General features: G+C 50.0%; 15 protein-coding genes. 5 read left to right on the top strand and 10 right to left on the bottom strand.

Going from position 1 to position 22,256, the window contains the following annotated elements:
- Nucleotides 1-116 precede the first annotated feature (116 nt).
- The 3 genes from AC50X8_RS04225 to AC50X8_RS04235 all read right to left on the bottom strand — a co-directional run bounded on the left by AC50X8_RS04225 (nt 117) and on the right by AC50X8_RS04235 (nt 5,998).
- The gene (locus tag AC50X8_RS04225) at nt 117-3,335 is read right to left on the bottom strand and encodes a bifunctional cytochrome P450/NADPH--P450 reductase (RefSeq protein ID WP_494878808.1); all 3,219 of its coding nucleotides are present in this window, start codon (nt 3,333-3,335) and stop codon (nt 117-119) included.
- 909 nt (nt 3,336-4,244) lie between these two features.
- Nucleotides 4,245-4,664 carry a VOC family protein gene (locus AC50X8_RS04230; protein WP_494864812.1) on the bottom strand — a complete coding sequence of 140 codons (420 nt, stop codon included), beginning with the start codon at nt 4,662-4,664 and terminating at the stop codon, nt 4,245-4,247.
- Between the two features lie 47 nt (nt 4,665-4,711).
- The gene (locus tag AC50X8_RS04235) at nt 4,712-5,998 is read right to left on the bottom strand and encodes an MDR family MFS transporter (RefSeq protein WP_494878810.1); all 1,287 of its coding nucleotides are present in this window, start codon (nt 5,996-5,998) and stop codon (nt 4,712-4,714) included.
- 135 nt (nt 5,999-6,133) lie between these two features.
- Here AC50X8_RS04235 and AC50X8_RS04240 point away from each other — a divergent pair, with 135 nt between their 5' ends.
- Together AC50X8_RS04240 and AC50X8_RS04245 are read left to right on the top strand one after the other, a co-directional pair.
- Nucleotides 6,134-7,909 carry an ABC transporter substrate-binding protein gene (locus AC50X8_RS04240; RefSeq protein ID WP_494878812.1) on the top strand — a complete coding sequence of 592 codons (1,776 nt, stop codon included), beginning with the start codon at nt 6,134-6,136 and terminating at the stop codon, nt 7,907-7,909.
- A 71-nt stretch (nt 7,910-7,980) separates the two neighbouring features.
- Nucleotides 7,981-8,298 (top strand): S-layer homology domain-containing protein, encoded by a 318-nt coding sequence (locus AC50X8_RS04245; protein WP_494878814.1) that lies wholly within the window; start codon nt 7,981-7,983, stop codon nt 8,296-8,298.
- Nucleotides 8,299-8,387: 89 nt separating this feature from the next.
- Here AC50X8_RS04245 and AC50X8_RS04250 read toward each other — a convergent pair whose 3' ends face one another.
- Nucleotides 8,388-9,017 carry an NUDIX hydrolase gene (locus tag AC50X8_RS04250; RefSeq protein WP_494878816.1) on the bottom strand — a complete coding sequence of 210 codons (630 nt, stop codon included), beginning with the start codon at nt 9,015-9,017 and terminating at the stop codon, nt 8,388-8,390.
- 229 nt (nt 9,018-9,246) lie between these two features.
- Here AC50X8_RS04250 and AC50X8_RS04255 point away from each other — a divergent pair, with 229 nt between their 5' ends.
- Nucleotides 9,247-9,870: a LysE family translocator gene (locus AC50X8_RS04255; RefSeq protein WP_494864883.1), complete on the top strand. Its 624-nt coding sequence runs from the start codon at nt 9,247-9,249 to the stop codon at nt 9,868-9,870.
- A gap of 46 nt (nt 9,871-9,916) precedes the next feature.
- Nucleotides 9,917-11,041: a metallophosphoesterase gene (locus AC50X8_RS04260; protein ID WP_494878818.1), complete on the top strand. Its 1,125-nt coding sequence runs from the start codon at nt 9,917-9,919 to the stop codon at nt 11,039-11,041.
- A gap of 115 nt (nt 11,042-11,156) precedes the next feature.
- On the opposite strand, the gene AC50X8_RS04265 is transcribed toward AC50X8_RS04260, so the two are convergent.
- Nucleotides 11,157-17,309 carry a DUF5695 domain-containing protein gene (locus AC50X8_RS04265; RefSeq protein WP_494878819.1) on the bottom strand — a complete coding sequence of 2,051 codons (6,153 nt, stop codon included), beginning with the start codon at nt 17,307-17,309 and terminating at the stop codon, nt 11,157-11,159.
- Between the two features lie 350 nt (nt 17,310-17,659).
- Here AC50X8_RS04265 and AC50X8_RS04270 point away from each other — a divergent pair, with 350 nt between their 5' ends.
- A complete protein-coding gene (locus AC50X8_RS04270) occupies nt 17,660-18,550 on the top strand; it encodes a helix-turn-helix transcriptional regulator (RefSeq protein ID WP_494878820.1) in 891 nt (296 codons plus the stop codon).
- A 98-nt stretch (nt 18,551-18,648) separates the two neighbouring features.
- Here the strand turns inward: AC50X8_RS04270 and AC50X8_RS04275 are convergent, their stop codons facing one another.
- From AC50X8_RS04275 to AC50X8_RS04295, 5 genes are read right to left on the bottom strand one after another with little or no spacing between them, the layout of a single operon-like run.
- The gene (locus AC50X8_RS04275; protein WP_494878821.1) at nt 18,649-18,900 is read right to left on the bottom strand and encodes a hypothetical protein; all 252 of its coding nucleotides are present in this window, start codon (nt 18,898-18,900) and stop codon (nt 18,649-18,651) included.
- Nucleotides 18,901-18,939: 39 nt separating this feature from the next.
- A complete protein-coding gene (locus AC50X8_RS04280; protein WP_494878822.1) occupies nt 18,940-20,181 on the bottom strand; it encodes a hypothetical protein in 1,242 nt (413 codons plus the stop codon).
- Nucleotides 20,182-20,192: 11 nt separating this feature from the next.
- Nucleotides 20,193-21,035, bottom strand: coding sequence for a hypothetical protein (locus AC50X8_RS04285; protein ID WP_056031049.1), 843 nt, complete (start codon nt 21,033-21,035; stop codon nt 20,193-20,195).
- Nucleotides 21,032-21,721: an ABC transporter ATP-binding protein gene (locus AC50X8_RS04290; RefSeq protein WP_056031052.1), complete on the bottom strand. Its 690-nt coding sequence runs from the start codon at nt 21,719-21,721 to the stop codon at nt 21,032-21,034. The genes AC50X8_RS04285 and AC50X8_RS04290 overlap by 4 nt, the downstream gene beginning before the upstream one ends.
- The gene (locus AC50X8_RS04295) at nt 21,714-22,145 is read right to left on the bottom strand and encodes a GntR family transcriptional regulator (protein ID WP_056031055.1); all 432 of its coding nucleotides are present in this window, start codon (nt 22,143-22,145) and stop codon (nt 21,714-21,716) included. The genes AC50X8_RS04290 and AC50X8_RS04295 overlap by 8 nt, the downstream gene beginning before the upstream one ends.
- Nucleotides 22,146-22,256: the final 111 nt, after the last annotated feature.

A 22,256-nucleotide genomic window follows, 5' to 3' on the forward strand; every position in this document is an offset into this window, starting at 1 on the left:
GATGGCTTAGTCTCAACTGAAAAGTCTCCCCGGAGAAATGGCTTGCTGCAGCGCTATCTCCAGGGATGACGCTTCGGCTTTAACTTTCATTGGTCTTTACATCATACTGCCGTATGTTAGGACACGGTTGGCTTGGAATTGCCGGCCCATACATCCTTTACATACCGGCTTTCCTCCTCTAACTGTTCGAGCCAGCGGTCGCCTGCTTCAGGCCCTGCTCCATGCCTTTTCTCATACGCAGCCTTTAATGTCTCCTCCACAGCAGGGGCCATTTGGCTGCCGTCCCCACACACATATATTTTGCCACGCTGCTCTATTAGATCCATCAGTAATGAAGACACCTGCTTCATTAAATCCTGTACATAGGTTTTGGGTTCACTAGGCACCCGCGAGAAAGCGGTATGAAGCTTCACAACACCCTCCTGTTCGAATTGGATCAGCTCATCTCGATACAGGAAATCCATTTCGTTCCTGCACCCGTAGAACAGATGGGCTTCACCGAGTGCCACCCCTTGCTGTTTCAAGACGGATCTCGCCTGTAAAAATCCTCTGAATGGAGCAACGCCCGTTCCTGGACCGATCATGATGATTGGCGCAGCTGCTTCTTCTGGCAGTCCAAACCCGGATTCTGGCGTCTGTACAAACATGAGAACACGGTCGCCTGGCACACGATCAGCCAAATAAGTAGAGGCGACTCCCGCATACTCTCCTTTGCCGCTCCATGCCGGTTCCTTGACGACGCCTACCGTAATGCTAACCTCTCTCGGATGGAGCAGAGGAGAGCTGGATATAGAGTAATACCTCGGCTTCAGCGGAGGCAGCAATTCCAGCAGCCTGACAAAAGGAAGCTCGCAGGCCTCATATTGTTCAATCAGCTCCAGCATCGTTACTCTATTGCCTAAAATATACTGGGTGTAGCGCTCATCCTCCATCATGGCCTCCAGCTCACGACGATGGGGCGGACAAACGGTATGAATGGCCAATTCCTGCAGCTGAGCACGTGTGACGGGCGCCTGAAGCTCCACACAGGACTTGATCAGCTCACGCACGTTGACGGATCGTTCTAAGGGCAAATGGGTCAGCTGTGAACCGCCCTTGCTCAAGCAAATCATTTCGCTGCCATCCATGCCAAACCGCTTCAGAATGCGGTCTACATTTATGTCCCGGTTAAGCGGCAGCACACCGATGTGGTCGCCCTCGCGATAGCTGATGCCTTCGGGAAGAAGAAGTTCGATGTGGCGCGTGCTTCGTCCACTTTCAGAGGCTTGCAGTTCCCGGTTGTTCTGAACAGTCGCATAGGAGGCCTGATAGGTTTTTTCGTAAGGCACTTGAGACGGCCCCTCAACAAATTGCAGCTGAAGCGTACTTGGATTGGCCATCTCCATGCGATTCACTTGTATGCCAAGCTCATCCGTAACCGCCCGCCACATCGCATCCAGCCACTCCTTGACCTGCTGTTCCATATCGCCCCCTGCATCGACTTCACCTCGGGATACAAGTCTTTTGGCACCTAAAGCATCCAGCCTCTCATCAATAAAGCGCGGGATGCTCTGGTACGTTCCCGACCAAGTCCGGTCTCCGCAGCCTAATACCGCATATCGAACGGCTTGCCCCTCAGTTGTTCCTGCTTCTTTCAGCCAATCCACGAATGCCGATGCATTGTAAGGCGCCTTGCCGTTGTATGAAGCCGTAACGATAATCGCAATGGCTTTGCCCGGCAATCTCCCACTCCATTCATTGAGTGGCGCCACCTCACTATGAATTCCATAACCAGTGGCCATACTCGCGATCTGACGGGCAATACTTTCCGATGTACCCAGGTTTGAGCCATATAAAACAAGCAGCGATTCATTGCCGCTCGATGTTCCGATTATGGCCGGTCTAGTCTGGTCCGCAGCAACAGATCGTGAATCTCCAGAATTGGTCTCTGCTGCGTCTGTTATTCCTACGGTTCCTCTCGTGGATATCTGCTGACGGGGTTTAACCCGAATCTGGAAATCACCAGGCTTCAGTGTCAGAGTCTGCTTTACATCCAATATATAATTGTCGTAATCGATTAAGTCGAAATGCTTTAGCACCATGCCCAGTACTAATGTGGCTTCATAGAGGGCAAACTGCATGCCGATGCAGGCGCGCTCTCCATTTCCAAAAGGCTTGTAAGCATGATGGGGAACCTTAGCCGGATCTTCGAATCGCTCAGGCCGGAAAAGATCTGCATCCTCTCCCCAAGCAGCCGGATCACGATGAAGCTGAGGCAGAAGCACGCTAAAGCTCTGTCCCTTTGCAATGGGATACTTCCCGCCAATGACCGTATCCTCCCTTGCATAAACGTCAAATCCTGGTGCTGTCGGCCACAATCGCAGCGATTCATTTAATATTAATCGGATGTAATTAAGCTGAAGAACCTCCTCATATTGCGGGGTTTCACTTGTCAGCACTCGGCCCACTTCTTCCTGAGCCTTCAAAAGCACTTCCGGATTTTTCAACAGAAAATATATCGCGAAGGATAACAGCCCGCTCGTCGTCTCATGACCAGCAATTAGAAAGGTAATGATCTGATGACGAATGTTTTCGTTGTCCAGCATCTCTCCGGTTTCCGGGTCCTTGCCTTCCAGCATGCGTGCCAGTAAATCCGTCTGTCCCGGCTCGGAGCTTGCCTTTCGTTCGGCGATGATCTTATCCACGAGCGTGAACATCGTTTGAATATCCTCTTCAAACCGGCGTTTTGTTTTGATCATTAACATATTTTGAATTTTCATTCGGGAGCCTCTGAGCATCGCTTCGTTCAAGGCGCGAACCATGCTTTGGACAAACGGGGCATGATCTTCCCGATAAAAGCTGTTGAATCGATAATTGAACCCGCACAGTCCAATCGTATCCAGCGTCAATCGGGTCATATCATCGGCTACATCGACGGAGTCTTGCGGATTTAGCCGTGCCCACTTGAGGATTAACTGTTCGGCGATGTCGATCATCATGGAATGATAACCCTTCATCGCCTGCTTGCTGAACGTAGGAAGCAGTATGTTGTGCGCTTTTTTCCAGTTCGGCTCATGCGTCCAGCTAGTAAACAATCCGTCGCCGCCGAAGGCGCGAACGTTCTGCAGCTCGTTGTATACATATTTGTCAAATCGGGTCACATCGCATACCTCAGCCACGAGCTCATGGCCTGACACGATTAAACTGGATAGTCCTGGTGCAGTAAATTTAAAAATAGGTCCGTATTTTTCTGCCAATGCTCCAAGCGATAAGGTTGGCGAGTCTATGTCAATCAAAGGCAAATTGCCGAGCGGACCATACGTTGGGGGGTGGGGAATAGAGCTTTTTTCTTTCATCTTCTATCATTCCTCTCTTCATGTTTTGAACAGTTTTCAAACATTTGTGCCGGCGGGAAGCTAGAGGGCGTAATCAAACGTAAGCGAGCCGGCTCCAGATCGTACTTAGTTTCAAACGTATTGCCTCCATGACCGGGAAAGTCTCCCCTCATGAATGTGAGCATACTTACCGAATGGCAGCTTCAAGTTCAAGTTCAAGTTCATCGGTTCAGCAGTTGACTCCCTTCACAAAAATAGACTTGGCGGACACAGCAGCCGTTATTTCAACTGAATCACGGGTTAAGGCACTGGATGCGGACTCAGGAGCCGCTAATACGCTGTAAATGGCTATATTGATGGGATAATGAGAAACATAACGGATTTCCTGTCCGCTTATGCCCTGAAATTGGATCAAAAGCCAAAATAGCGGAACCACAGTCCTCCAATCCAGAAGTTGGCGTCCCGAGCTGTGTAGTCTCAGCTACAATTGTAGGCTGAGGTTCACCAGCCTTGAAGCGTAAAATGAGATTGGTCCCGAAGAAGCGATGCGTAAGGGTGTAGCGGGCTGACCCCTATTTTCACACACACCCTGGCAATGCTTGATCGACATTGAAAAAACAAGGAAAAATAATGTTATCAAATGATAGTATATACTATCATTTGATAACATTATAATTCTTTTATTTTTAGTTTTCAACGTTAACTACATTTTAATTGGCTTGTCTTTGGGGCAAATCCATTCAACGAGAAATATCCCGAAACATAAACAAAACATAAACTATGCCCTCTCCGCTCCCTATTAAGACAAATTGGTTTGGTTAACCTAGACAAGCTAAAAAAGCTTTGCTCACTTTTAGATACAAGTAAGCAAAGCTTTTTTAGCTTGGGTTTTGATTTCTCCAAATCATATTTCTTTAGATCAACTTTCAATTAGCTCAGCCCAGACGTATTTTGCAGCACGATACGGTAGCCGTCGGGATCGGCGATGGTGATGCCTTTTTGCTTCCAATAGGGGTTTTCCGGCTCCACCTCGGGGTAGCCTAGCTCCAGCAGACGCTCTACGATTAAGAGCTGCTGTTCCCGTTCCTCAATGTAAAATACGAGCAGATTATCCTCAGACGGCGGGGCAAGCGGCGGCCCAGAGACATGCTGCGTAAACTCCAAATGATAGTCCGCCCCCGGCAGACCGAACATCATGCCGTCGTACCCGTCATGCCCCTCGAAGGAGCCAATTCGTTCCAGTCCCAGCCCCTGTTCATAAAAAGCAGCCACCTTAGCCAATTGGTTCGTCGGCCTTGCTACTCTGAATTGTACGGCTGGCATCGCGCCAGCCCATTGTTTTTTGCTCATGCTGCACAACCTCCTTTATTTTCTTCGCTTACAAAAAATATCCGCTTCTAAACTTTCGCAGCAGTCGGTGCGGAACCTTGCGGACGAGTCGTCCCTGGCGCGAGCCGCTGAAATACATAATGCGTCAGCAGCAGCCCCGTCATGCCCATTACAAAAATGATTAATGCCATGTAGCTCGAATGCAGCACGGCACCCAGGCTAATGCCGATAGCTCCGAAGGCTCCGGCGAACTGTCCCAGCAAACCGTTGACCGCAAGGTAGGAGCTTCGCGCATGATCCTTCACAATGCCGGCCAAATAGGCTTGTCTAATCGGCGTGAACATGAGCTCGCCAACCGTCGCTCCCAGCATCGATACGATAAGCAGCCATACAGAATTGCTGAAGCCGACGATCGTAAAGCCAAGCGTGTACAAAATAACGCCAATATACATAATCCGTGCTGGGCGGAAACGGCGGACAAAGCTGGCTGCCCAAATCGCGAGGCAGACGATGATAAGCGTATTCTCTACTTGCAGCAGACTGACAAGCCGAATGCCTGTCAGCTCGAAGGTGAAGTTGTCCAGCATATGCAGCTGCTGAGGCTCGAACTCTTTTTGCAGGCGGACGCTAATGTAGTTGTACAAGTGGATTTCCAGCGAGCGAATAAGCATCCCGCCCACACTGTAGATAATAAACAGCTTGTCCTGCGCTACCAGCTTGTAATTCAGCACCATATTGCGAATCGGGCCATTGCTGCTATATTGCAGCCTGCTTTCCGCATCTGGAAAATGGGTTTCCCGAATTAAAAATAACGTCAGCATAAGTGTAGCCAGACTCGCCAGCCCCATAATCATAAACAGCTCGGTCCGGTGCGTCGCGAACAGAAAGCCGCCGATCGGTGCGCCAATCGAAATCGACAAATTGATCGCCCAGAAATTAATGCTATAAATAAAAGCGCGATTTTCCTTTGTACTGACGTCAATCAGCATAGCCTCGGCCGCTGGATTAAACATGCCATTGCAGAGACTAAGCAGCAGCATCATGGAAAAGGTCAGCCAAGTGGAATCAAGAAAGGACGAGTTGGCAAGCGTCATGACGAGGACGGAAATAAAGCGGATTATTTGCGCGTATGCCATCACCTTTTTTCGTCCATAACGATCTGCCATATAGCCGCCATACAGGCTCGCTGTAATTTGCGCGAGCAAATTAATGAGCAGCAGCAAGCCAGCCATTCCGGCCCCCAGCCGCTGGGTAAAATAAATCGCCATAAACGGCAAAATCATCGCCTCTACGCAGCGGGTCAGGAAGGTCGTCAAAATCCGAATTTTAATGTTGCGGTCTAGCTGCATAAACATGTTCGTTTCCCCTCTTTCTGTGTAGACTTAATTTTAGCTGGGAAAACGAGAATAAAAAGAGTAAGATTGAAATTAAAATTTCACCTTTTATGGGGCGCGCTTGCGCCAGCCAGAGCAAAGGACGGATTGTATAGGATGAAACATAAAGAGCATTATATTAGCCTGCTTCTGTCGCTGCCCGGCAAGCAGCACAAAGGCGCAACGATACCGATTACGATTGGCGAGCTGACTGAGGTGCTGAACTGTACGCCTCGCAACGTCAAGCTGGTGCTGCGCAGGCTGGTGGAGGAAGGCTTTGCGGCATGGAGCGCGGGGGTGGGCCGCGGCCATATTTCGCAATTGACGGTTATCCGCGAGCTGGAGGATGTACTGACGGAGCATTTCAACGAGCTGCTTGCGAAGGGAAAAATGAAGGAGGCCATCGCTTTCATCTCCAGCCACGAGCTGCCTCCTGCCTTGCGTGACAAGCTGCGCGCCATGCTGGAAAATCGCATGGGCTTCCAGCTGGAGCAGGCAGGTGCCGCCAATCTTGACGTGCTTCGGGTTACCGTGACGAGGAAGCTTGGCATCTTTGATCCAGCCTTTGCTTTTACCGTTACCGAGGTGTTTCTACTGGAGCAGATCTACAGCCGCCTAATCGACTTTGATTCGGCGTCGCAGCGCTTCCTGCCTTCCCTTGCCCACGCTTGGGAAAACAACGAAGATTACACGGCATGGACCTTTTATTTGCGCAAAGGGGTCCGCTTCCACCACGGGCTGCTTCTAACGGCTGAGGATGTGCGATTCACGCTGGAGCGTTTGCGGGAGGTCCATTCTCCCTCCTGCTGGCAATATGAGGATATCGCGGACATTGAAATCGTCAGCGATTATTGCCTGATCTTCAGGCTGCGGCAGCCTAATCCGTTTCTGCTGCATTTTCTCAGCTGTGCGGCCATGTCGATTTTGCCGCATAATGAACCATTTTCTGAGAAAAAGATGCTTGGGACAGGCGCTTTCAAGATGGTGGAAAATGCAGCGCAGGTGCTGCGGCTTGAAGCGTTCGACCCCTATTTTCGCGAGCGGGCTTGGCTTGACCTCGTGGAGGTATGGCATATTCCTTCGGATGCGCCGCGGGAGCGGCAATTTTCCTTGCCGCATTTGGACGCCGCAACCGGCGATCATGCTGCGGAAAATAATAGAGCGATGGATTCCTTGCTTGATGGCTGCCGCTATTTAGTTTTCAACTTCAGCATGCCGGGCATCCAGCATCAGTCCTCCTTCCGCCATGCGCTGCGGCTGCTGCTTGACCGCGAGCTGTTGATTGCGGAGCTCGGAGGCAATCGCGCCGTACCTGCCAACAGCTTTCTAGTCGCCAGCAGCGAGCTCGCTTCCTATGAATCCGGCTCGCTGGCTGATGCGGAAGCGCTGCTCCGAGAAAGCGGCTATGCCGGTGAAGCCATTGAGCTGTATTACCACGGGAGGCCTGTTGAGCAGCAGGACATGCTTTGGCTGCAGCAGCGGGCAGCTGCTATAGGCCTTCATCTGAACCTCCATTCCTATGTCATTGCCGAGGTCTCGCCCCAAAAGCTCGCGCAAGCTGCCCATTTGATGCTGGCAACTGAGGTGCTTGAAAACGATACCGAACTAGGCCTGCTGCGGCTTTTCTATAATGAAGACAGCAATTTGCATCATTTTTTGACTAGGGAACAGCGAGAACGGCTGCGGAGCATACTTGCCCGCTATGTCAGCCTCCCAACCGCTGCCGAGCGCGCCCAAATTGTTGAGGAAGCCGAGCAGTGGCTGCGGCAGGATAATTGGCTGCTTTATCTGTACCATTCCCGTTTCCAGACGCAGCTGCCGCTAGCCCTTCAAGGGCTGGCTATCGATTCCTTCGGCTGGCTGGATTTTTCTAAGCTATGGATTAAAAAATAATAAGGGGATCTGGCGGTATTGCAGCTAGCCTCCCTCACTATATCCGACAATTTCAATAGGCTAAGTAAATAATGATTGACAAGGAAACTTCTGGCACCTATTATACGGGCTACCTGGCTGCGGCAAAACGTCTTGGCATTACTACTGGCGTAGGCGACAATCAGTTTAAGCCGGATCACCAAATTACGCGGCAGGAGCTGTTTACGCTGCTGTACCGCTCGCTTGACAAGCTTGGCGAGCTGCCTGTAGGCAGCGCAAACACGTCCTTATCCCGCTTCAGTGATGCGAACCAGATTGCCGATTATGCACAAGAGGCTATTCAAAAGCTGGCCGATCATGAAATCATTACAGGATCAGGTGGCACAGGTGTTGTACAATCTCCTCTCTAAAAACTAATCGTTGAATCCAACTCAGCCTATCAAATAGGGGCAGCCTCGCTAGTAGTTAAAAACTACTGGCAGGGCTGCCCTTATTTCGATTAATCCAGCACGACCGGCTTATCCGGCTGCTTCAAAAATTCGAACATCATCTTGATCTGCCGCTCGGTGTTGCGCTGCACCGATAATGGAGGCAGCGCATCCTCCGTGAAAAAACCAACATCGGTCGTCTCCGGCCCAACTGCCGCTTCTCCGCCAATAATTTCACATTCAATAAACAGGTCATAAATATGATAAATATCTGGTGGATGCTCGTGCTTCTTTTTATCCAGCACCGCTAGCAGCCGCTTTGGCTTAACCTTAAAGCCGGATTCTTCCCAAATTTCCTTCACTGCAACCTCAGAAGGAGAAATGCCAACATCCGCCCAGCCTCCCGGCAGCGCCCACGCCTGATCCTGCTTTTCTTTGATCATTAAAATCCGCTCATCCTGGAAAACAACGCCGCGAATGCCGACCTTCGGCGTCGCATATCCCGTATCGCTGGCAAAAGTATGCTTTAGCTGTTCCCGGCCTATGCCTGTTGCAAACGCCAGCATGTCAACCGAAATAGCGCGAAGCTCCTCATAGCGCTCAATATCGAAAGCATTTTCCGAATAGGCAAGCCCATTTTGCGCAAGTGCTTGAACCCGTTTTACCCAGTCCAGCCACTGTTCATCTGACGAATGGTTCATTCCACATTCCTCCATATTTCTAAATCTGGCTTTAATCGCTTTGTCTAGCTTGCAATAAACCCTTGAATGCTTTCACAATAATATCATGAAACGCAGTGTTTGCCTTTATCATTCCCTCTAGCTTGGCACGCGGTTGACTCTAGTAAAGTGTATAGATTGAGATCGGGGAGCCGTTCCTAGTATACTAAAGGAAGTAAGTAACTTTTTGATAGAACAGGATGTGTTGACCTTGGAATGGGCTTCCCTCTTATCATTTCTAGGCGTTGCGGTGCTGCTTACCTTAATGCCGGGACCAGACAATTTGTACGTGCTCACCCAAAGCATCGCCCGTGGCAAAAAAGCAGGAATCATCACAACGCTTGGCCTATGCACCGGCCTCTTCGCCCATATTTCCGCAGCCTCTCTCGGCATCTCCGCAATTGTCTACCAATCGGCAGTTGCCTTTGCCGTCGTGAAATATGCCGGTGCCGCCTATTTGCTTTATTTGGCCTATAAAGCTTTTCGGCAAAAGCAATCGCCCCTCGCGCTTGGCACCGCCGATGAACTGGCCTATGCCTCCTTATACAAAAAAGGCATCTTCATGAGCATGCTGAATCCTAAGGTTTCCTTGTTTTTTCTTGCGCTGCTGCCGCAATTCGTCAATGAGTCAAGTGGCTATGCTTCTCTGCAAATGATCGCGCTGGGACTCATATTTGTGCTGCAAGCCATCGTTATTTTTACGCTGATCAGCATGTTTGCCGATGTGCTGCGCCGGTTTATTTTCAAACGTCCACGCCTGTCCAGCAAACTGAATATCGTCGAAGGCTCCGTATTCGGCCTAATTGGCCTTAGCATCGCCTTCAGCAGAAAATAACTAATTACGTAAAAACATAGAAAGAGACATAAAAGGGAGAGTTATCATGTTTATTGTTATGGGTATTGTCATGCTTGCCGTTTTCGGCTCGCTCGTTTTTTATCAAAGCTGGAGCATTTGGCGGTGGCTTAAGCCGCTGCATACGAGGGCCCGCAAGCTCATTTATACGGTCGTGGCCGCTGCGCTGCCCTGCACTTTTATCATCGCGATGATTACGCAAAATGCTATTTTAATTGCCATTGGCATGTACTGGCTCGCTATTTTCTGCTTATTGCTGCTCATTATTCCTTCCGTACAGCTCATCGCACGACTGCTGCGCTTTACGTCATTGCCACGCGAGTCGGTGTCCAAATGGTCCGGCATTGCCGTCCCCGTCCTGCTCCTAGCGCTGCTCGGCTACGGTTCGTTTCTGGCATACAGCCCCGTTGTCCGCACTTATGATATTACGATTCCCAAAGGCGCACAAGACGGCGATTCAGCGAAAAATACATTAAAAATCGTCATGGCCTCCGATATGCATTTTGGCATTTTGTCCGGCAAAGATCATGCCGTCCGTCTCGTCGAGCGCATTAATGCTTTAAAGCCGGATATCGTGCTATTTCCTGGCGATATTTTGGATGATCAAATTCAGCCATATTTGGATCATGGCATTGATAAGGTCATGGCAACGATCGAGGCGCCCTACGGTGTGTACGCATCCCTCGGCAACCATGATAAATATAATGGGCATATCGAGGATATTATTAACGCCGTTGAAGCGGGCGGCATGAAGGTGCTGTATGACGAGTCAGTTACCATTGATGACCGCTTCACGCTGCTTGGACGCAAAGACCATTCCGATACGGAGCGCGCTCCGCTGAGTGAGCTCGTTCAAGGCATGGATGCCGCCAAGCCGCTCATTTTGCTGGAGCATCAGCCTTACGATTTTGATATTGCCGTTGAGCTGGGTGTCGATCTGATGGTGTCAGGCCATACGCATCACGGCCAAATATTTCCGGCGAATTTCATTACGCAGCTCGTGTTCGAGAATGACTGGGGCTATTTGAAAAAGGAAAAGCTGCAATCGATCGTTTCCTCCGGCTTCGGCTTCTGGGGACCGCCGATTCGTCTCGGCTCCCGCTCCGAAATCGTGGAAATCAACGTGACGTTCAGCAGCCCGGATGCAGAATAGAGCTTTGATTGAACCATATCTATGCAAAAAAGAGAGCCATCCCCTATGAATCGGGATGGCTCTTCTTCGTATGGCTTGACGACCCTATTATTGTGTCAATCGCTATCTTTACTGACTACTCCAGCTTTTGCAGAAACTTGTTAATAACCTGGGCCGTTTCAGCCCGCGTTGCAATAGCAGCTGGATCAAAACGATTTTGATTTTTGCCATTCATAATTTCCAGCTCGGTTACTAAAGCTACTGATTGCTTTGCCCATTCCGATATGTCGCCTGCATCTGCGAAGTCCAGAGCCGTTTGGTTGGCAGACTGCTCGTCATCATTCAGCATCGCCCAAGCTCGGGCCATAATGCTAGCCATTTGTTCTCTCGTCAGCGCTTCATTCGGAGCGAACGTCCGTGCATCCTTCCCTTGAATGAGTCCCGCAGCTACCGCTGCCCCTACCTCATCATAAAACCAGTTGTCAGATGATACATCGTCGAACTTTTGCTCTGCGCCAGTTGTGCCAGCGACAGCGGTATCCAGTTTGAGCGCCCGGACAAGCATCGCTGTAAACTCAGCGCGGGTCGTCGTTTTTTGCGGGGCAAACCGTTCATTTGAAAGCCCGAGGACGATATGTTTAGCCGTTAATGAACGGACCGCATCATACGCCCAATGCGAAGCAGGCACATCGCTGAAAGCTGCTTCATAAGACATGACCGCATATTTGCTGAAATGAGGTACGGAGGTGCTGATTAGCTTGGCAGCCTTGTCGATTTTGCCGCCGACATACTCCCACTTCTGATCGTTTTCGTTGTACCAGTAAATGCCCAGCAGATTTTCTTCATCCGCGCTCGCGTTATAGCTCAATTGAATGCCGACTGGCGAGGAGAAATTGGCCAGCTCCTTCTCCGTACCATTTGCTGTGCGGATCAGCAAAGTAAACGCGTAAGCTTCCCCGGATGATTTTAAGCTGCCGGATTGAACGTTCTGCTCCAGCCTATCCAAAGACAAAATAATTTGCGCTGTTGCAGCTTCATTTGCTCCAATAAGCTTTACCAAATCCGCAAGCACGCTTGCTGGAATTTCAAGCACTACTCCGCTGCTTTCTACACGAAGTGTAGAAGTTCCCAGCAATGTGCCGGCATTCGCGGGAAGTACAAGCTTGCTCTTGCCAGCGGCAAGCTGAAGCTTAACGATCCCGCCATTGCTGCTTGCCAGCTCATTGCCCGTCACCACTTGATTCGTTGCTGGTAGTGGCGTTGCCGATGGTGACGGTGTTGGCGTCGATGATGTAGTCGGACTCGACGTTGCTGGTGCTGGTGATGATGTTGGCGTCACCGGCGAATCCGTAGGCAATGGTGTCGGTGTTGGCGACACTGGCGTATCGGTTGGTGCTGGTGTCGGCGTCACTGGTGTATCGGTTTGAACTGGCGTTGGTGTTGGCGTCACCGGCGTATCGGTTGGTGCTGGTGTCGGCGTTGGCGTCGGTTCCACCGGTGCCGCCGTCACCGTCACAACGGCCTCCGCACGAAGCGAGGTTCCATCAACCGTCCCTGCAACAGCAAAGCTGCCTTCTGCCGCATATTGCTCCGCGCTTATTGCATCCCAGACGACAAAAGCGGTTCCTCTCGCATCGTTCTCATACGTCACTTGAACGCTTGCCGGGAGGCTTGGCGCAGTGCCAACGGTCGTTGCTGCTGCTGCTTGATCTACGCTTTTAATATCTTTGCCTTCATACAAACCCTTCACTTGCGAGGCCGTCATCGGCCCATTGTAAATCCGGAAATCATCAAGGCCCGCATGCAGCTGCGCCCCGTTGCCATAACCGGATACGCCGATCTTTTTGATATCCGCAGTAGCGGTTATCTTCCTCGGTGTGCCGTCTGTGCCCAGCGTCTGCGCCACCCCATTTTTATAAATCGCCCGTTCGCCGGTCGCGGAATCAAATGTAATGACGACATTCGTCCATTCATTCAGCGGCAGAAAATCATTCGGCGATTGCTTAACATAAAAACCGTTGGCGCCATCGACATAAAAAATGCTCGAGTTGCCATTGTAGGTCAAGAAAAAGCCATTGCCCGCATAATTGCTTTCCGGTTTGAACCAGAGCAGCACATTTTCGCGGTCATTCATATTTTCCGTCCGTTTAATCCAATAGGACAGTGTCAAGCTGCCAGGCTGCAAAGCCGCACTACTGCCTGCGTCTACATAATTGCCAGAAACGCCATCAAACTGCAATGCTCCTCCGGTATGTCCATCGTTTACCCGGTCCAATTCTCCGTTAATCGTGCCATTCAGCGCTGAAGCGGATGCATCCTGGACGATCGTTCCTTCCGTCTCATCGAAATTGTAGCGAACAACGAGCGAAGGATAACCTTGTATTTCTCGGGCCATTACCGTTACATTTGCCGTCGCTTCCAAGCTTGTGCCAATAACGAGGCCTTTTACCGTAAAGCTGCTGCCCGCTTCCGCGTACTGCTCCGGCTGAATGTCGTTCCATCTCACCGATGCATCAATGGAGCTTCCATCTTTCAAATAAACCTTAACCGATGCTGGCAGCTTCGGAGCTACGTCCACTGGAGTGGACACCTGCACCTCTTCAATGCGTTCGATTTCATCAACTGGCGGAGCAACCATTGCCGCAATTTCCGCCGCAGTTAAAGCACGGCTGAACAGCTGAAAATCATCGACGCTGGCATTTAAATAAGGATCGCTATACTGCGATTTGCCGATGTAGTTGTTTTTCGTTTTGCCGAGGCTTCTCGGCGTTAATGCCATATGGTCATTGCGTCCAACCTCTGCGCCGTCCACGTACAAAATGCCCAGCGAACCATCCAGCGTTACCGCTACGTGCCTCCATTCGCCCGTAGTCAGCGCGGGTCCGGTAATCGATTGCTCGGCTCCCGGCTGGTTTCCGCCCGTCGTTATGCTGAATTGCATCGAGGAGCCTACCTTCGGCGCCAAAAACATATAGGATTGCGTTCCTGTGCCAAAATCAAACAATCGGGAGTAATCATTCAATTGATCGGCCTTCACCCAAGCCGCAACCGTAATTTTCTCCGTAAGTCCCAGCACATTGTCCGGCAGCAGCACATAACCGTCCGTACCGCCTACTTTGACGGCGTTGCCTGAGCGGCCGCTTGCCCATGCAGACGTGCCTTTAAGGGAAGCATCCTTTCCGCTGCCAGAAGAATCTGCGGCAATCGTGCCCGACGTCTCATTAAAGTTATAGCTTGCAATAACGTCCGGAAGGGCCGCTGGCGGACTAACGGTAATGCTCACCGTATCGCTGGCATTCAGCTCCGAATCATCTGCACTGAGCTTTAATACATAATTACCCGGCTCATTAAACTGGGCTGTTGTTACAGACGAGGTCGCAAATCCGAAGTCCACCACACCGCCCACGGGGCCAGATTCCATGCTCCACTGCACCGTCAGCTTTCCGGCCGGAAGGCCATCATCCTGCACACTGCCTTTCAGCACCAAATTATCATACAAATGAATCTCCTGATCATCACCCGCATGAACCGTTGGCGCTGTATTCGGATCTGGCGTCGTTTCACTCAGCTCAACCGTATAATTTGCGGCTGCTGGCGCATCTACCGCAAGAATCGCTTTTGCCCCAAACGCATTCAGCTTGCCTGCTGGCTGCCCATCCACCGTTACGGCATAGGCTCCTGGCTTCAAGCCCTCCAGCGTCAAATGAACTTGATGCGCTGTACCCGGCGTCAGATTTTTAATATTCAGCGCAGCTGCATCCTTGGTTTTGGACAGTTCCGCATGCGTAAACTGGTCCCGCTCAAGCGTCAAATACAGCTTTTCGGTAATCAGATTTATTTTCTTATAAAGCCCATCTATCGGTTCAATTGAATAAGAACCGCTATCCTCCGTCACATTCGCTCCATACCCTGTCAGTCCAAAAATCGGATCAATCGCAACGTCCGCGCTTAAAATTTGCAGAGCGCCGAACAAGCCAAGGTCGGATTCTCCCGTCATGCCTCTCCAGCCGTTAAGCAGTGGGAGCGATGCGCCACCGCCATGTCCAAGCGTGCCAAGATTGCCCTTCTCCGCTTGATACGTCCATGCCGAAGCGCCATAGTTGGCCGGATCGTCGCTGATCTGTCCCGTGTTGATAGCGCCAATGTTGGCGATTTTCGCCGCATAAGAAAGCCGCTGCTCTACTTCCCGGTTGCCGCTTGACTGATAGCGAATCCAGTCATCCATCGCATAACCGGCGAGCGATACGGTGTACTGAAAATTCCACCAGTTTTCGCCCGTAATCGTAACCGGGTCCGTGTAGTAATACCACACCGGCATATGGCCGCGCGAGGCCCGTGTTTTGGCATTAATTTTGCCCATCATTTCTTGAGCTTTGAGCTGCTCGGCCGCATTATCGCTTTGCATTTTGGCAAGGGTGTAGACCGCTTCCTCGCCCGTGTTGTCATAGCTGTATTCCGAGCCGTACGGATACTTCGTATTTTTAAAATTATTATATTTCGTTGCCATTTTCCCAATGATATCGCTGGCTTCGACGACGTAGCCTTCATCCTGCAGCGCTTGAATAATCGCCGGCGTCGTCAGCTCGCCCATCAATCCCGTATTCCAGTTGTAGGCAACCGGCCCTTCGTAGAGCGCCTTCATAATATTGTAGGCCCGCAGCAAATACGTATTTGCATCATGCTCATAGTCGATGAGACCAGGGTATTCTTTAACGATTTTATACATGCTGAAGAAGGTGTTGTAAATGTGCGGATACGCATAACCCCGATAGGTCGGCGTCGTATTCGGCTCCGGCATTAAAAAGTCATGGATCAAATAATCGTCATGATGCCCGTTCATCAAATTTGTCCAAATCGCCGTCTCCAAATATTCGTCGACTGCCTTGACCTCTCTCGCCACCGGATCGAGGGCATTTTTCTCCGCCAGAAACTGCCCATGCGTCAGCCCCCAATCGTCGCCCCAGCCCCAATAGCCGTTGAAATTGCCCATTTTCTTCTTCGTGTTCATCATCCAGTCGTCAAACACTTTGTCATAAATTTCGCCCGGCGCCTGCCACTGCATGGAATCCACCATAAATTCAGAATGCGCCGCCAAAGCTTCATCGATAGGCGAAATCGCATAAAATTGCAAAACGGTGCTGAGGCCATCCCCATAATTGACTGTAATATCGTTCGGCCCCAGCTTCGTCATTTGCAGCTCGTAAATATGATGGTCGCCAGCCTTGCTCTCTACCAGCGGAATGTCGTTGCCCGCATCATCTTTAACGGAGTTAATCGTCTGCTTCGTACGCAAATCGAACTTCGCCTTCTGATTAGTCGGAACGATCATGCCGGGAACGACGCTGACATCGACCAGTCCTTCCTCATACAGCTTCTGCTTCATTTGATGCTCATCAGCAACAGCATGAAAATTAAAGCCATACTGATTGTCAGCTCCAGCCTCCAGGATGAGGCTTGTATTCGGCAAATAGCCGCGGTTCGTCTTCTTGATCACATTGGAGTGAATGTAATAGACGTTCAGCCCTTCTATCCACTTGCCGCTTTCTCCCGTCCATTTGCTGTTCGGGCGTTCCTCCTGCCGCCACCGATCCTGGTATTCAAAGCCGGCCTTCGTCTGCGCATCCGGCGTCATCAGCAGGTAGGAGCCTAGTCCGCTAGGACGGCTTGCCGTCATATACGAGCTGTTATTGCCAACAAAGGAGTGGCTCACGACCCGCGTTTCATAAATCGCATCCCCGTAATTCCACTGCTCATTGAAAGGAAGCGGTACGCCGTAATCGCCGATCTCCAGCTTTTGCCCACTCGTATTCGTCAGATGAATGGTCCAGTTTAGCGTTCCATCCTCCTCTAGCGTGTAGGTTTCCACCAAAGTGAAATCCTTTATGCCTCCAGCATTTTGCGACCCTGCATACGTCACCGTTGTCACATCGCCATCTCTTGCGATCTGCCGCACATCACCTGATTGATTGGTCGACACTTCCTTCCATTGCCCGTTATCGCCCAAGCGATACGTAAACATCAGCTCGCCCATCCATTGGTGATCGGCTGTATTTTGCTCCGGCGCAACCGTCTTGTTCATCACATATTCCGTCGGGTATAAATCGCCTTTGATTTTAAGCGAGCTAATTTCGCCATATTCCCCGATTTCCACCTGCAAGCCGCCGCCCTCTGCTTCCGCACCCCAGGCCTTCCCGATTAATGGACTAAATAATCCCGCTATAATGGCTACTGCTGAAAATAAAGCTATGGTCCGTCTAGCCGTTAACGTTTTCCATCTCTTCTTTATCACAAAACAGCCTCCTTGTTAATCGTTTAGATTTTTAGTGAGAAACCGCTCCTTCATTCTAGCTCCTCATTCAAATAGGAAACAGCAGGCACCCCTTTCCGCTTACTTCACAAGCATATGTAAGCGCTTTTTTATTATCATAGCACGGTATTTTTGAATAGGATTTAATGATTTCAACCAAAACTATCATATTCGCAACCTGATTTCCAAAATCTAAACGTGTAACCTTTTTTTGCGCAAGTTGCCTGCCTTCTATTTTTTCGATTGAGTTTGTGAGCCGCCTTGAGTATGATAGAGAAAAAACGAAGCTGTTCATTCATACAAAGCCGACTCAAGTATGATGGAGGTGCACGTTGAAACCAACCGTTTTGCATTTTATCACACCGCCGGTTCCTTGCATTATCGATTGTGGTACAAACGTCTACGCGCCGGGCGAGCAGCATATTAGACGCAGAAGCATTGGCGTCTTTGATCTAATTGCGGTCACCCGTGGCACCTTATTTATTAGCGAGGAGGAGGAGCAGTGGAGTCTGAAGCAGGGGCAAATGCTCATTTTGCGCCCCGATGCGCTGCATTACGGCTTTGCCCCATGCACGGAGCCTACCGAAATTGTCTGGATTCATTTTCAAATTTTCGGAAGCTGGCGCACAAGCGAATCGTTGCAGGCTGCTGCTGAAGAGCAAGCCTCTCTCATGGAGTCGCACCGGGCAAAAGCCTATTTGCACAACCGCGATTTAAGCTCTATTTTTATCCAAAAACACAGAAGTCTGTCCGCTCAGGCTCTCAGCCTGCTGGGCCATTTTTCCCAGCTGGAGCAGGCGCCGCCCACCTTGCGCAATTGGAAAAGGCAGGATCATTTTCAAGCCTTATTGCATGAATTGAAGGAGGAGCCGGCTCTAGCCTCAGACTCTACGACCGCCGCTCTTGCCAGAAAGATTGAGCTGTTCATCCGCCAAAACTATGCACTCCCCATTACGAATAAAATGCTGCAAATTCACTTAAACTATCATCCTAATTATTTAGCCAAATGTATGAGCAAAATGTATGGTGTAACGCCCGTCGAATATTTGCTAGTCTATCGCATGGAGCAGGCGAAGCGTTTGCTTGCGCAAACCTCCTATCCGATTGGCAAAATCGCCGAGGAGGTCGGCTTTGTCCACACGTCCCATTTCACCTCCCACTTTACGAAGCGCGAAGGGCTGTCCCCGTCCAAATATCGGCAGGTGCACTCCCCCGTCTCCTAGTTCAAGGGTGAGTGGCATTGCTGTCCTTCGAAGCCGATGCCCGTTTGACGGTGCAATAGAAAAACAATTGATAATAATAGAAAAAACAGCGGACACCGTTATGAACGGCGTCCGCTGCTTGCGCTTACGATAAGCGCTTTGCGCATAATCATCTTTTTCACTTTCTCTCGGCGCTCAGCGGGGGATTGGAGATGGAAGTCCTGCTCTTGGCCAATGGCAAGCAGCGCCTGTTTGCCCGCCTCAGCGGCAAGCCGCTCATCCTGCAAAATATAAAAGGCAAGCTGATAGCTCCATGTTTCCAGCTCCCTGAGCACCTCGACCGTATGATCCAGGCTAGCTGCTGCCTGCATGCCTTGCACCTCACCCTCTTATTTGGGATGTTTGCTAGTCTATTCTTTAATGCTCATATTATTTAGCGCCATATCGCTTAATGCGATCTGTCTCTCTTCCTCGCTGCCCTCAGCTGTCACACTGCCTTTATATAATGGCTCGCCAGTTGCAGCATTCATTACCACAACGGTTCGAGCATCTTCCTTACCGAGCAAAACATACAGACGCTCTCCATTCATAAAAAAGCTCTGCAATTCGCCCTCGCCAATCTGGCTTGACAACAGTGACCAAGTCTCACCTCGTCTTTCCCCTGTTTCCAGACTATAACGTGATACCGCAATCAGCGTCTCATTGTAATTTGTAAAATAGAGGTCACCGCCTGAAATGTAGCGCCCCCCCATTCTACGCGCATCCAATTTCTGCATTTCATCCGGCAAGCGCTGCGTTATCCCGCTCTTATACGAATACACATAAAGTTCTGCCGGAACGTTTGTCGGAACGCTGCTGCTGTTGGCTTCTCCCGTCTGTTCCTGCGTAACGATACTTAAAACAAAATAATCATTTGGTGCTGTATAATCATTTTGGGTGGCTGCAGATGAAAGGGGAGTCAGCTTGGTCCCAGCAGCATCTAGAAATTCCAGGGCAATCCTTTTAATGAGCTGACCGCTATCCGAATCGATTATATAATCAAAATACTGTTTTGCTCCTGATGGCCTACTATCTGTTTCATATTGGTTTACCATCACATGAAGACCATCTGCTTGCAGTTGTACATCATATATGGTTGCATGCTCTCTCATGCCTTGCTGAGAAAAAGGAGTTAATGCAATCGAATAGTCTGCGACCTTGCCAGTGCTTCGATTCAGCATCTCTACCTCTATCGTTCCTTCCGGGTCACTAGTAGCCGAATTGTATGGAATTTCAGCGTAGGCTAGCCAGTCCTGATCCTGATAAAAGCTGCCTATCTCCGCTTTGCCCCGCATGAAAGCGGGATATTTTTCAATAAGCTCTCTCATGCCCTCTTGCTCATAAAACCACTCACGAGCATCAGTTATATACGATTCATAAAGGGACTTCCTGCTTCGATACTCACTGCCGTGTACAGTTAAATTTAGAGGCTGCGAGCCCTTCCCGCCTATATACGAACCGACTAATACCAGATTAGCCGCTTCATTCGCATCCCCTTCCAGCGTCTCTAATCGATATTCCGGCAAATGGTCTGCCGAGCCAAAAGCGTAATACGTGCTGAACCCTGCTGCTGCGAGCAGGACGAGCGCCAGCGTAGTGATATAACGTTTCATCTTGCCCCTCCTTACACGGTAATCTTTTTATTTAACAGTCTGATGCTAAGCCATACGGATACCAAAACGAGAATGACGGTCAACGCCAGCATAATAGAGTAAGTTTCCCCTGGATATAAATAGGAAGCCGTATTCCCCGGCCGCTGCAAAGTAATAGGAGCCAGCAGCGCGGCGCCGCATACGAACAAATAAATAACAGCATAACCAATGCCAATAACCCGATAGCTTCGTTCCAGCAAAATAACCATAAAAGCAGCAAGTACGGTCAAAATCCCAATCGCATAGGCCATCACAAATGCATCAAACTGGCCTGGAATGAGCACTTTCAATGCTTGATTTTGCAAAATCGCCTGCGACAAATAGGACGGATCGCGCAGCGCTTCTGGTATAACCAAATTGAACAGCATCATTTCAAGCGGAAGCAGCAGCAGCTGGAAGGAGACCAGTCCGAACGTAAACAGCAAAATCGCTGTCAGCTTCGCTGCGTAAATGCAGCCGCGATTGCTCGGCAGCATCAGCAGCCGATAAATAAACGTATCGCGCCCCAGCCAATCGCGGTACCAAATGAGAAAAACATAACCGGCGATAACTGCAATGCTGATCAGTACCGGAAAGGAAAACCAAAATTGATTGTTGAACATCAGCTCATTAAACGTCAGCTTCCCGGTCTCAGAGAAAGGATGATACGTATTCAATTTCTCACTCCAGCCAGGGCCTGTTCTAATGCTGCGCTCACTAAGAGACCACAGCAGCACTACGCCAAATTGCATGAGAAGCGTTAACGCCATTAATCCGCCAAGCAAATAGCGAAAACGGTGCACTTCCATATGTACCAGCTTCAAATAAAACTTCAAGCCTGATACACCTCCTTCATGACATCCACAATTGACTTGGCTTCCTCCATACGAAGCTGCTCGCAGTTGAAATTGCGGATAACCGAACCATTTTTCAAAAGCACGGCCTGATCAATAAGATGTTCAACGTCTGCGATCTCATGCGTCGTAATCAACACACCGCGATCTTCAATTAGATGGCTCGAAAAAACTTCCGTAATGAGCGCTCGGCTGAACATATCAATGCCGGAAAACGGCTCATCCATCAGCACATATTCGGTATCCAGCGCAAGTCCCAGCAGCAGATTGAACTTCGCCGCCGTCCCTTTGGACAAATGGCCGATCCGTTCTTTCCCTTCCAGTTGAAAAAATGTCATCAGCTCCTTGGCCCGATCCTCATTCCAGCTGCGGTAGAAGTCCGCCATGAATACCATCGCTTCATCCAGCTTCATCGCAGGCGGCATCGTCAGATGATCCGGGATAAAAGAAATTTTCTCATACCGCTCCTTGCCAAGCTTTTGACCATCCATTGTGATTTCGCCCTTGCGGATCGGCGTCAGCCCCATAATGGCTTTCATAATGGTCGATTTGCCCGCTCCATTCGTGCCAATCAGGCAGGTAATTTCACCCTTCTCGATTTGAAAGGAGACACCATCAAGCACCTTGCGCCGACGATATTTTTTATGTATATCCCGCACCTCAATCATACTGCGCGCCTCCCCCCTGCTTCTCGCCACTCAGCTGCTTATCTTCCGTATACTTATGCTTGACCAGCTCCAGCAGCTCCTCCACCGGAACGTCGATTTTACGAACAGAGGCAACGAATGCCTCCACAGCCTCGCCTATCAGCTCCGCGCGGATAGCCCGCAATACGTTCTCGTCTGTAGTAATCCGACTTGGCGAGTTTCCTTCTGTTACGATCAACTGCTGTTCCTCCATTTCCTTATAAGCTTTCTGCGCCGTATTGGGGTTGATCTTGAGCAGTGCGCCGAGCTCCCTTCGCGAGGGAATAATTTGTCCGGCTTCCATTTTCCCAATGACCAATTGCTCCTTAAAAAACTTGACGACCTGCAAGTAGACCGGGTCACGGCCATTGAAAGCGACTTCCGTCCAGCCTTCATTTGTCTTCATCCCGTTACCTCTCATTCTTGTTCCAGTGTGTGTACCAAGTAGTTCATACACTTTAAGTGTATTATGCGCATAATACGTTTCTATGTCAAGCATTTGTTAAAAAATAGGGAA

This window comes from Paenibacillus sp. JT22N15 (genome assembly GCF_059383755.1).

Excerpts from the sequence above, each read along its gene's own strand:
- AC50X8_RS04225 (WP_494878808.1), bottom strand. The coding sequence starts at position 3,335 with ATGAAAGAAAAAAGCTCTATTCCCCACCCCCCAACGTATGGTCCGCTC.
- AC50X8_RS04230 (WP_494864812.1), bottom strand. The coding sequence starts at position 4,664 with ATGAGCAAAAAACAATGGGCTGGCGCGATGCCAGCCGTACAATTCAGA.
- AC50X8_RS04235 (WP_494878810.1), bottom strand. The coding sequence starts at position 5,998 with ATGTTTATGCAGCTAGACCGCAACATTAAAATTCGGATTTTGACGACC.
- AC50X8_RS04240 (WP_494878812.1), top strand. The coding sequence starts at position 6,134 with ATGAAACATAAAGAGCATTATATTAGCCTGCTTCTGTCGCTGCCCGGC.
- AC50X8_RS04245 (WP_494878814.1), top strand. The coding sequence starts at position 7,981 with ATGATTGACAAGGAAACTTCTGGCACCTATTATACGGGCTACCTGGCT.
- AC50X8_RS04250 (WP_494878816.1), bottom strand. The coding sequence starts at position 9,017 with ATGAACCATTCGTCAGATGAACAGTGGCTGGACTGGGTAAAACGGGTT.
- AC50X8_RS04260 (WP_494878818.1), top strand. The coding sequence starts at position 9,917 with ATGTTTATTGTTATGGGTATTGTCATGCTTGCCGTTTTCGGCTCGCTC.
- AC50X8_RS04275 (WP_494878821.1), bottom strand. The coding sequence starts at position 18,900 with ATGCAGGCAGCAGCTAGCCTGGATCATACGGTCGAGGTGCTCAGGGAG.
- AC50X8_RS04280 (WP_494878822.1), bottom strand. The coding sequence starts at position 20,181 with ATGAAACGTTATATCACTACGCTGGCGCTCGTCCTGCTCGCAGCAGCA.
- AC50X8_RS04290 (WP_056031052.1), bottom strand. The coding sequence starts at position 21,721 with ATGATTGAGGTGCGGGATATACATAAAAAATATCGTCGGCGCAAGGTG.
- AC50X8_RS04295 (WP_056031055.1), bottom strand. The coding sequence starts at position 22,145 with ATGAAGACAAATGAAGGCTGGACGGAAGTCGCTTTCAATGGCCGTGAC.